The sequence below is a fragment of the uncultured Agrococcus sp. genome, assembly GCF_945915485.1.
GTDB lineage: Bacteria > Actinomycetota > Actinomycetes > Actinomycetales > Microbacteriaceae > Agrococcus.
On record NZ_CAMEFJ010000027.1, the window covers coordinates 16,649 to 27,805 of the forward strand.

At 59.5% G+C, this 11,157-nt stretch carries 11 protein-coding genes; 6 read left to right on the forward strand and 5 right to left on the reverse strand.

Going from position 1 to position 11,157, the window contains the following annotated elements:
* Positions 1-61: 61 nt before the first annotated feature.
* Genes Q0O95_RS06530 through rpmH form a run of 5 tightly spaced genes read right to left on the reverse strand, consistent with a single transcriptional unit; the run spans position 62 to position 2,271 of the window.
* Positions 62-520: a R3H domain-containing nucleic acid-binding protein gene (locus Q0O95_RS06530; protein ID WP_293696550.1), complete on the reverse strand. Its 459-nt coding sequence runs from the start codon at positions 518-520 to the stop codon at positions 62-64.
* Positions 521-544: 24 nt separating this feature from the next.
* Positions 545-1,510 (reverse strand): membrane protein insertase YidC, encoded by a 966-nt coding sequence (yidC, locus tag Q0O95_RS06535; RefSeq protein ID WP_293696551.1) that lies wholly within the window; start codon positions 1,508-1,510, stop codon positions 545-547.
* Complete coding sequence (yidD, locus tag Q0O95_RS06540) at positions 1,511-1,801, reverse strand: membrane protein insertion efficiency factor YidD (protein ID WP_293696569.1); 291 nt, start codon at positions 1,799-1,801, stop codon at positions 1,511-1,513.
* Entirely contained in the window at positions 1,801-2,121 is a 321-nt protein-coding gene (rnpA, locus tag Q0O95_RS06545) for a ribonuclease P protein component (protein ID WP_293696552.1), read from the reverse strand. Before rnpA ends, yidD begins: the two co-directional genes overlap by 1 nt.
* 12 nt (positions 2,122-2,133) lie before the next feature.
* Complete coding sequence (rpmH, locus tag Q0O95_RS06550) at positions 2,134-2,271, reverse strand: 50S ribosomal protein L34 (RefSeq protein WP_293696553.1); 138 nt, start codon at positions 2,269-2,271, stop codon at positions 2,134-2,136.
* Positions 2,272-2,564: 293 nt separating this feature from the next.
* Here rpmH and dnaA point away from each other — a divergent pair, with 293 nt between their 5' ends.
* From dnaA to gyrA, 6 genes are all read left to right on the forward strand, one after another.
* Positions 2,565-3,962: a chromosomal replication initiator protein DnaA gene (dnaA, locus tag Q0O95_RS06555; RefSeq protein WP_293696554.1), complete on the forward strand. Its 1,398-nt coding sequence runs from the start codon at positions 2,565-2,567 to the stop codon at positions 3,960-3,962.
* A 423-nt stretch (positions 3,963-4,385) separates the two neighbouring features.
* The gene (dnaN, locus tag Q0O95_RS06560) at positions 4,386-5,528 is read left to right on the forward strand and encodes a DNA polymerase III subunit beta (RefSeq protein ID WP_293696555.1); all 1,143 of its coding nucleotides are present in this window, start codon (positions 4,386-4,388) and stop codon (positions 5,526-5,528) included.
* A 3-nt stretch (positions 5,529-5,531) separates the two neighbouring features.
* A complete protein-coding gene (gene recF / locus Q0O95_RS06565; protein ID WP_293696557.1) occupies positions 5,532-6,632 on the forward strand; it encodes a DNA replication/repair protein RecF in 1,101 nt (366 codons plus the stop codon).
* Positions 6,622-7,119: a DciA family protein gene (locus Q0O95_RS06570; protein ID WP_293696559.1), complete on the forward strand. Its 498-nt coding sequence runs from the start codon at positions 6,622-6,624 to the stop codon at positions 7,117-7,119. Before recF ends, Q0O95_RS06570 begins: the two co-directional genes overlap by 11 nt.
* Positions 7,120-7,332: 213 nt before the next feature.
* A complete protein-coding gene (gene gyrB, locus Q0O95_RS06575) occupies positions 7,333-9,357 on the forward strand; it encodes a DNA topoisomerase (ATP-hydrolyzing) subunit B (protein WP_293696561.1) in 2,025 nt (674 codons plus the stop codon).
* 40 nt (positions 9,358-9,397) lie between these two features.
* On the forward strand, positions 9,398-11,157 hold a 1,760-nt coding region (gyrA, locus tag Q0O95_RS06580; RefSeq protein WP_293696563.1), incomplete at its 3' end, for a DNA gyrase subunit A.

Here is an 11,157-nt window from a genome sequence, read left to right on the forward strand (position 1 = left end):
GAGCTCAGCAGCAATCGCAGGCTCAGCTTCGGGGTACTGCAGATCCTCCGAAACCGACACCCTAGGAAGCCTTAACCACCGTGTGTCGATCGCGACCCTCGCCCTCAGACTCACTCGTGAAGCCACGAGCGGAAACGATGTCATGCACGATCTTCCGCTCATACGAGCTCATGGGCTCCAACGCAACAGCATCGGAACCTCCCTCAATCGAAGCAACCGCGCGATCGACCATGTCTTCCAGCTCACGCGCACGGGCATCCCGAGACCCGGCAACGTCGAGAACAAGACGGGAGAACTCACCGGTCTTCGCTTGCACGCTCAACCGCGTCAGCTCCTGCAATGCGGCCACTGTATCGGGATCGGACAGAGGAGCCAGGCTGTCATCGCCAGGGTCGCCCACGACAAGCGTTGTACGACGCTCCGTCTCATCGATATCGATGTCACCATCCATGTCGGCGATGTCGAGCAGGGTCTCGATGTAGTCGGCCCCGATGTCGCCTTCGTCGCGAGTCTCAGTCATCAAACAATCCGTCCTTCGAAGGGGCTAATTCCGGTCCGATCGCGGACCTTTGCGCTTGGGCTGCTTCCGCTGAAGATTCTGGATGAGATTCTCTTCCTCCTCGGGAGCCTCGCCACTCTCATCGACCGCGGGAAGACCGAGGCGCTGACGCTTCCGGGCCATCCGCTCCTCTCGAGCGCGCGCCGCATCCGAACCCGGGTTCGGCATCCTGTTGATGATAATCAACTGCTGGACAAGCGTGTAAATATTCGAAACGAGCCAGTAGAACATCGTCGCCAGCGGGAAGATCCACGCCGTGATCAGCAGGAAGAAGGGGATGATGTACAGCATGATGCGCTGCTGCTTGTACATCGGCGACTCCTTCATCTGAGGAGTCTGGTTCTTGGTCATGATCTGCAGCTGCGTGTAGAACTGCGCTGAGACCATGATCACGGTGAGGAGGCCCGCGGTAAAAATGACGGGCCAGTTCCAGGCGCCAACACCCGCCTCGAGGCTCATGTGCAGAGGAACGACATCGAACAGTGAGGCCTGCTGGAACTGTACGGCAAGCGGTTCGGCCATAGCCCCGACACCTGCACGACCCTGGTTCGCGGTGTTCAGTACCTGAACCAGGCCGAGGAAGATCGGCATCTGGACGAGCAGCGGAAGACAGCTCGCCATGGGGTTGGTACCGGCGCGCTTGTAGACATCCATGACCTCACGGTTCATGGCCTCGCGGCTGAGATTGTCCTTCTTGCCCTTATATTTGTCCTGGATCTTTTTGACTTCGGGCGCGACTTCAAGTGCCTTTCGAGAGGACTTGATCTGCTTGATCGTCAAAGGAATCATTGCCGTACGAACGACGAGAACGAGTCCGGCGATCGAGAGAATCCAGGCGAGACCCGACGCGGGATCCATACCGGCCTGTTCGATGACCCAGTGGAACCCGACCAGGACGGCTTCCAGCAGCCACTTGATCGGCCACATCAGCATGTCGAAGAATTCGAGCACTTAGCTTCTCTCCTTTGCGGCTACGAAGCCGAATCTGGTTACCCGATAACGGGACTTTGGTTCAGGTATGTCGTCGACGCCGCCCACCGCCCACGGATTGCAACGAAGGATGCGCCAGGACCCAAGACCAACGCCTCGAATAACGCCCCACTGCTGAATCGCTTCGAGCGCATATCGCGAGCAACTCGGGTAATACCGACACACGTCACCGTACAGCGGTGAAATGAGCCTCCGGTACACCACCAGGATCGCGACGCACACGTTTCGCGGTAGCAACAACACTTGCGTAATCAAGGCATCACCTTAGGCATGATTCCCGCGTCAAGTGTAGCGAAGTCCGCGTCTTTTGCCGCGGGGAGAACTCTGAACACGACATCACGAGGCTCTGTTTCGGGCAGATGGCGACGAACGAGCTCGGAAAGCTGCCGTTTGAGTCGATTGCGCACGACAGCGCCGCCGACACGCTTCGACACGATGAACCCGAATCGGCTCACGTCAGAGCTGCCGGCGGCGATGTGCACGACTGCGTAGGGAGTGCTGACCCGTTTGCCGAACCGGACTACACGGCGAAAGTCGTCGCCGCGAACAATCCGGTGCGCCTTGGCCAGCACCGGGTACGCGGCTTAGGCCGAGACGCTGCTGCGACCCTTGCGACGACGCGCAGCAAGGATCGAACGACCGGCGCGCGTACGCATACGCAAACGGAAGCCGTGCTTCTTAGCGCGGCGGCGGTTGTTGGGCTGGAACGTGCGCTTGCTCATGATTCTCCGTACAGATACAGCGGGTGATGTGACCCGGAAGCTTGAAGTAGCCGTGAGGCAACCTGATTATGGTACGCGACTTGTAATCTTTCCGTCAACCCGGGCCGAACCGGATTCGCGACATGCCGAGTGCAATACGAACAGACTTGCAAGGACGAGGCTATCGGTGCAGACTCAATGGAATCCGATGCGGTGACGAGACTGTTGACTCGATTCCGCAGACCGAGCCTCCCCATCTATCCTTGGGGATAACTCTGTGGACAAACTCCAAACAGGAAGGTGCGGCGCAGGACATGGCGACTGAGCAAGCGACTGACCGGCTCTGGTCGGCAGTTCTCGACCGCCTGAGCGAGGACAACCGGATTGTCGCGTCTTTACGGGGTTTTCTTGACCTTGTAGAACCGCAGGGTGCTCTCGGCAACGTGCTGTATCTCGAGGTTCCGAATGACCTCACCCGCGACATGATAGAGCAGCGGCTCCGCCTACCGATTGTGGATGCACTTGTGGAGAAGTCTGACGACATCGAATCGTTCAAGATCGTCGTCAACCCGGAATTGCAATCGGAAGAAGCCCTCCAAGACACGCCTGACGAACCCTCGCCCATCGCAGAAGCGGCACCCGAAGCGCCCGCGAAGCAGCCTCAGCCACGACGCACGGAATCCACACTCAATGCGAAGTACACCTTCGACAGTTTCGTCATCGGCAGTTCCAATCGCTTCGCGCACGCTGCCGCACTCGCTGTCGCCGAGCTACCGGCCAAGGCTTACAACCCGCTGTTCATCTACGGCGAATCCGGACTCGGAAAGACGCACCTCCTGCACGGCATAGGAAACTACGGGGAGTCGCTGTACCCGGGCATCCGCGTCAAATACGTTTCGAGTGAAGAGTTCACGAACGACTTCATCAACGCGATCGCGAACAATCAGGGTCAGATGTTCCAGACGAGGTATCGCGACATCGATGTTCTCCTGATCGATGACATTCAGTTCCTGCAGGGTCGCGATTCAACGCAGGAAGCGTTCTTCCACTTATTCAATACGCTGCACGATCACAACAAGCAGGTCGTGATCACGTCGGATGTGCAGCCGAAGCACCTCACGGGCTTCGAGTCGCGCATGGTGAGCCGCTTCGAATGGGGACTCATCACCGACGTCACGGCGCCCGACCTCGAAACTCGCATCGCGATTCTGCGGAAGAAGGCGCAGATGGATCGCATGGTCATCGAGGATGAGATCCTGACGTTCATCGCCGACAAGGTTCGCTCGAACATTCGCGAGCTCGAGGGCGCACTCATTCGCGTCACTGCCTTTGCGAGCCTGAACAAGCTGCCGATCAATCTCGAGCTCGCCCAAACCGTCCTCAAGAACTCGATCACGAGTGAGGATCGAACAGAGATCGGGCCGAGCGAGATCATTTCGCAGACGGCTGCGTACTTCGAACTCACCGAGGATGACCTCTACGGTTCATCGCGTTCGCAGACGATCGCGCGTGCCCGCCAGATCGCAATGTACCTCTGCCGGGAACTCACGAATCTCTCGCTGCCGAAGATAGGGCAACTGTTCGGCAATCGCGATCACACAACCGTCATGTACGCGAACAAGAAGATCGAGAAGCTCATGAAAGAGCGGCGATCCGTCTACACGCAGGTCACGGAACTCACTACGCGTCTCAAGCGCTCCGCACGGGCCTGACAGTCGCACCCCGCTGTCACCGTATCAACGGCGGCACTTCTTGCGAGCCCGAATTTCAAGGCGTGCCTCTAAACCTTCAATGTGCACTTCATGTGGATAGGTTGTGCACGACGCGCGCTCGCTTGTGGAGAGAACGTGTACTGCCTGTGGAATAACAATCGTGTAATTCTCAGCGCTGTTCACAAAGTCATAACAGAACACATTCCCCGTTCCACATCTTTCACGGTTGTAGTTTCCATATCGGAGTAGCCGAACCTGTAGTTCTGCACAATCTCCACAACGGTTATGACTATGAATGAGAAGAAAGAGGATCCAGCGAGTCGACAACCCTTGCTTTCGGAACGGAGCGGATGGCATCGGTACCCCCGATAGCCCTGGTATATGACACAATTACCGAGCAGATCTACGAGAGGGAATAGGCCAGTGAAGTTCGTCATCAATCGCGATGTCTTCAAGGACGCAGTGTCGTTCACAGCGAAACTGCTACCTGCTCGCACCACGTTGCCGATTCTGATGGGCGTAAAGATCACAGCTACCGGTGATCGCGTCGAATTCTCGGCTTTCGACTACGAAGTCTCCTCCCGTACGAGCGTCCAGGCCGACGTTCAGACAGAGGGCAGCGTACTGATACTCGGACCCATGCTCGCCAACATCGCCGGCAGTCTGAAAACGGACACGGTCGTTGTCGAGGAAGTCGAGAATGCTCTCGTCGTCCGCGCCGGCTCCTGGGAAACCAAACTTCAACGGATGCCGATCGAGGAGTACCCGACAACGCCGGAGATCACCGGCCGCACGGGGCTTGTTCGTGGGAGCGCATTCGCCGAAGCGATTGCCCAGGTTTCCATTGCCGCTTCCAAGGAAGATGTCACCCCCGTCATCACGGGCGTCCAGCTCGAGGCGAACGAGCACGAACTCACGCTCATCGCGACCGACCGCTATCGGGTGTCGGTGAAGAGCATCGAGTGGGACGGTGGCGAAGCCGGGGATGCGTTGCAAGCGCTCGTTCCGTCTCGAACCCTGGCAGAAGTCGGGCGCATGTTCGGCGGAACCGAAACCGTCGAGATCACGATGTCCGATTCCGAGGATCGACAGCAGATCGCGTTCACAGCGGGGGATAAGACCGTCACGACGCTGCTGATCAAGGGGAACTACCCACCGGTTCGGCGGTTGTTCCCGGCCGAGACACCGCACTACTCGGTCGTCAACACTGCCGAATTGATCGAGGCGACGAAGCGTGTGCAGCTCGTCCTTGATCGTGAAGCGGCGCTGCGATGCACGTTTGCCGACAATTCGTTGACGCTCGAGGGCTCCGGCAGTGACCAGGCTGCATCCCGCGACTCGATCGATATCGTCATGCACGGCGAAGAGACCGTGTTGTCGATCAAGCCGCAGTTCCTGCTCGACGGACTCGGTGCTGCCCACAGCGAATTCGTGCGCATCGCCTTCACGAAGAGCGAGAACAGCAATAAACCCGGACCACTGCTCATCAGCCGTCAGACTTCGCGGGATGAGCCGGCATCCGATGAATTCAAGTACTTGTTGCAGCCGAACCTGCTGATTCGGTAACCGATGCACGTCAGCCGGATAGAGCTCGCCGACTACCGTAATTACCGGCGCGCAGAACTTCGGCTCGAACCGGGCTCAACGCTGTTCGTGGGCAAGAACGGTCAGGGAAAGACGAACCTCGTCGAAGCCATTGTTGTACTAGCAACGGGCAGTAGCCACAGAGTTCCCGGGGAAGCAGCGCTCGTTCGTGCCGGAGCAGATTCCGCCATCATTCGATCCGAACTGACGCACGGCGAGCGTACGATCTCGGTCGATGTACAACTGCAGCGAAAGGGAGCGAACAGGGCGCAGGCGCAGGGGAAGCGCATCCCGATGCGAAATCTTCCGCGCTACGCGCAGGTCGTGTTGTTTGCACCCGAGGATCTCGCGATCGTGCGGGGGGACCCGGGGGGTCGGCGAAAGTTCCTGGATGAATTGGTCGTGCACCGGCAACCGCGGCTCGCAGGAACCATCGCCGATTACGAGAAGGTCTTGCGGCAGCGCAATTCGCTGTTGAAGTCGGCACGACAGACGCGGATGCGGCAGGAAGATCTCACAACGCTCGACGTCTGGGACGAGCGCATGGTCGGGCTCGGGCTCGAACTCGAAGCTGCAAGGCAACGGATCGTGCAAGATCTCACTCCTCACGTGGACATGGCGTATCAAGCGATTGCCGGGGCCGAGCACGCGACGCGATTGGAACTCGAAACGAATGTTCCGCCCAATGCCGAGGACTACCGCGCGACGCTCGAGCAGCGTCGACAGGATGAACTCGATCGCGCGGTGTCGCTCGTGGGGCCCCACCGAGACGATTTGCACTTGCAGCTCAATGATCTGCTTGCGCGGCATTACGCGAGTCACGGAGAGTCGTGGTCCTACGCCTTGTCGCTGAAGCTCGCCTCCGCCGAATTGTTGCGGGGAGACGCGGCCGGTGATCCCGTACTGATTCTCGATGATGTCTTCGCCGAACTCGACACGACGAGACGCGATCGGCTCGCCTCGGCAATAGAAGACTTCGAACAGGTACTCATAACAGCGGCTGTAGACGGCGACGTTCCCGATGAACTCGCCACCAGGAAGGTCAGAATTTCGGCCGGAGAAATCGAGGATGCCGATGTCTCGTGATCTTCCGGCAACAGAAGCCGAGCGGGTATGGCAGCGATTCCGGATCAAAATGGGGGATCCCGCGAAAACCACGCGCGACGGACGTCGCAGAGCCGCTGCCGAAATGTCAGGGTCGAAACCGTTCACGAAGGGCAGGGACCCACGCGGGATCGGTGATGTTTTGAAGACTACGACCGAGACCTTCGGTTGGACACGTGAGATCGCTCGTGGAGAAGTCGTGACCGGTTGGCCGGATCTCGTGGGGGAGCGGGCGGCGGAATTCACGGTCGCGGAAGAGGTCGTGGACGACATCCTCGTCGTGCGTTGTTCTTCGACCGCGTGGGCTCAGCAGATGCGAATGATGCACGGTGACATTCTCACGAAGCTCATGCAGCGATTTCCGGAGTCGAACGTACGCAGAATTCGATTCGACGGACCCGCTGCACCGCGTATCGGATGGGGCAAGAGGCGGGTTCCTGGTCGCGGTCCCCGCGACACCTACGGGTAAACCGCCAAAATCGAAGGGGGGGACCCTTGGGTACAAACGCCTCATGCTGCCGTTGAGACACGCATCAGCGAAAAATAGAGGAGTAGCGAGGGAAAATACTCGGAGGGCTTAAGAAAATCTCCACAGAGTGGCCCAGATCACCGATTCACCGGCGGAACACGGTAAGCTTGGACAGTGCGCAAGAAGCACGCTGCTATAAGGAGTGTACTGCCGATGACCGAAGCTATACCGAATGAATACGGTGCCGACGCGATTCAGATTCTCGAAGGCCTGGAAGCAGTTCGGAAGCGTCCGGGTATGTACATCGGATCAACGGGTCCGAGAGGTCTCCACCACCTCGTCTACGAGATCGTCGATAACGCCGTCGACGAGGCGCTTGCCGGATACTGCGATTCGATCGACGTGACCCTCCTGGAGGACGGCGGGATCCGCGTCCAGGACAACGGCCGTGGCATTCCCGTTGATCCTCACTCGTCCGATCCCAATAAGTCGACGCTCGAGGTGGTCCTTACCGTATTGCACGCGGGAGGCAAGTTCGGTGGCGGTGGATACGCGGTTTCGGGCGGCCTGCACGGCGTCGGCTCTTCCGTTGTGAATGCGCTGTCGACGCGATTCGAAGCCCTTGTCAAGCGACAGGGGCGGGTATACCGCCAGAACTTCTCGATCGGTGTCCCCGACGGATCCATAAGGGCCGGCGAGGCGACGGAGGAAACCGGTACGACGATCACCTTCTGGCCCTCCGCCGACATTTTCGAAACCGTCGAGTTCGATTACGACACCCTGCGGAATCGATTCCAGCAGTACGCCTTCCTGAACAAGGGCCTTTCGATCTCCATTACCGACAAGCGTTCGGCGAAGGTCGAAGAAGCTGCCGAGGTCGAAGCGGAGCTCAGCGACGAGGCACCGCAAGAGGTGACGCCTCCGAAGAAGAAGACCGAGACATTCCTCTACGAGAACGGTCTCAAAGACTACGTCGAACATCTCAACAAGACGAAGAAGGCCGACCCGGTACACAACGAAATCATCGATTTCGAGCTGGAGGACACCGATAGGAAGATCTCCGTGGAGGTTGCGCTGCAGTGGACCTCGTCGTACCAGGAGAGCGTCTACACGTATGCCAATACGATCAACACCCACGAGGGCGGAACGCACGAAGAAGGCTTCCGCGCCGCTCTGACATCGCTCGTGAATCGCTACGCTCGCGCGAACAATCTGCTCAAGGAGAAGGACGAGAACCTTTCCGGTGAAGATGTTCGCGAGGGATTGACTGCGATCGTGTCCGTCAAGCTCGGCGAGCCGCAGTTCGAGGGTCAGACGAAAACGAAACTCGGCAACACAGAGGCCAAGTCATTCGTTCAGAAAGTCACGGGCGAAATGCTCGGTGACTGGTTCGACAGTCACCCGGGTGATGCGAAAGACATCATCAGGAAGGCGATTCAGGCTGCAACCGCCCGTATCGCAGCGCGCAAGGCGCGGGAGCAGACCAGGCGAAAGGGTCTCCTCGAGTCCGGTGGCATGCCCGGAAAGCTCAAGGACTGCCAGTCCAAGAATCCCTTCGAAAGCGAGATCTTCCTCGTGGAGGGAAACTCGGCCGGCGGTTCCGCTGTGCAGGGTCGCGACCCGTATACGCAGGCCATCCTCCCGTTGCGCGGCAAGGTGCTCAACGTCGAAAAGGCGCGTCTCGATCGCGCACTCGGCAACGCGGAGATCCAGTCAATGATCACGGCCTTCGGCGCCGGGCTGGGTGAGGAGTTCGACTCCGACAAGGTGCGCTATCACAAGATCGTGCTCATGGCCGATGCCGACGTCGACGGCCAGCACATCACGACGCTGCTGCTGACGCTGCTCTTCCGCTACATGCGCCCCATCATCGATCTCGGCTATGTCTACCTCGCCTCCCCGCCCCTCTACCGGATCAAGTGGACGAACGCCGACCACCAGTACGCCTACACGGATGCCGAACGGGATGGCCTCATCCGTCAGGGGACGGAACGCGGATGGCGCCTCCCGCGCGAGAATCAGAATCCCGTGCAGCGCTACAAGGGTCTCGGTGAGATGAACTACCAGGAACTGTGGGAGACCACGATGGACCCTGAAACCCGCACGCTCCGGCAGGTGACGATGGATGATGCCGCGACAGCCGATGCGATCTTCTCGACGCTCATGGGCGACGACGTCGAATCGCGACGCGAGTTCATCCAGAAGAACGCACGCGACGTGCGATTCCTCGACATCTAAACCGGCACCGACACGTACGACGTAAGAAGAAACGACATCAATGACTGACGACAAGACTCCTGACCTCAACCCTGAAGTACCCGAGCGTACCGGTGTCGAACAGGTCGACCTGCAATCGGAGATGGAGAAGTCCTACCTCGAGTATGCGATGAGCGTCATCGTCGGCCGTGCGCTCCCCGAAGTGCGCGACGGCATGAAGCCCGTGCATCGCCGCGTGATCTACGCGATGTTCGACGGCGGTTACCGGCCCGATAAGTCGTTCTCGAAGTGCTCGCGCGTCGTCGGTGACGTCATGGGGCAGTTCCACCCGCACGGTGACTCGGCGATCTACGACGCGCTCGTGCGTCTCGTGCAGCCGTGGTCGTTGCGCTACCCGCTCGCCCTGGGTCAGGGCAACTTCGGGTCTGCCGGTGACGACGAAGCTGCAGCCCCTCGTTACACCGAGACGAAGATGGCGCCGCTCGCAATGGAGATGGTGCGCGACATCGACGAAGACACCGTCGAGTTCCAGGAAAACTACGACGGTCGTACCCGTGAGCCCGCGGTTCTGCCTGCGAGGTTCCCGAACCTGCTGGTCAACGGTTCCGTCGGTATCGCAGTGGGAATGGCGACGAACATCCCGCCGCACAACCTGCGTGAGGTTTCCGAGGGCGCGATCTGGCACCTGGAGAATCCGGACGCCTCGCAAGAGGAGCTGCAGGCAGCACTCATGCAGCGCATCAAGGGTCCCGACTTCCCGACCGGAGCCACGGTTCTCGGCACGAAGGGCATCCAGGAGGCGTACCGTACCGGTCGCGGCTCGATCACGATGCGTGCCGTTGTGAACGTCGAAGAGGTCCAGGGGCGTACGAGCCTTGTCGTGACGGAACTGCCGTATCAGGTCAACCCCGACAACCTCGCTCGGAAGATCGCCGATCTCGTCAAGGACGGTCGTTTGACGGGCATCGCGGATCTGCGGGACGAGACGTCGGGTCGAACCGGTCAGCGCCTGGTCATCACGCTCAAGCGCGACGCGGTCGCGAAGGTCGTGCTGAACAACCTGTTCAAGCACACGCAGCTGCAGGAGAACTTCGGCGCGAACATGCTCGCGATCGTCGACGGGGTTCCTCGCACCCTCTCGATCGATGGCTTCATCACGAACTGGGTGACGCACCAGATCGACGTGATCGTGCGCCGCACGCGGTTCCGTCTCGCCCGAGCGCAAGAGCGGATGCACATCCTGCGCGGATACCTTGCAGCCCTGGATGCGCTGGATGACGTCATAGCGCTCATTCGTCGGTCGGCAACGGCTGAGGATGCGCGCGACGGTCTCATCGAGCTGCTGAAGATCGATGAGTTGCAGGCCAGGGCGATTCTCGAGCTGCAGTTGCGTCGGCTCGCCGCCCTGGAGCGGCAGAAGATCCAGGACGAGGCGACCGAACTCGAAGAGAAGATCGCCGATTACAACGACATCCTGGCTCGCCCGGAACGTCAGCGTTCGATCGTCGCCACCGAACTGCAAGAGATCGTGGATCGCTACGGCGATGAGCGCCGCACGCAGATTGTCGCCGGCTACGACGGTGACATGAGCATGGAAGACCTGATTCCCGAAGAGGATATGGTCATTTCGCTCACTCGTGGTGGTTACGTCAAGCGCACTCGTATCGACCAGTACCGTTCGCAGCACCGCGGCGGTAAAGGTGTTCGCGGCGCTCAGTTGCGTACCGACGACATCGTCGAGCACTTCACGGTCACCACGACGCACCACTGGTTGTTGTTCTTCACGAACTTCGGTCGCGTCTATCGGGCCAAGGCCTACGA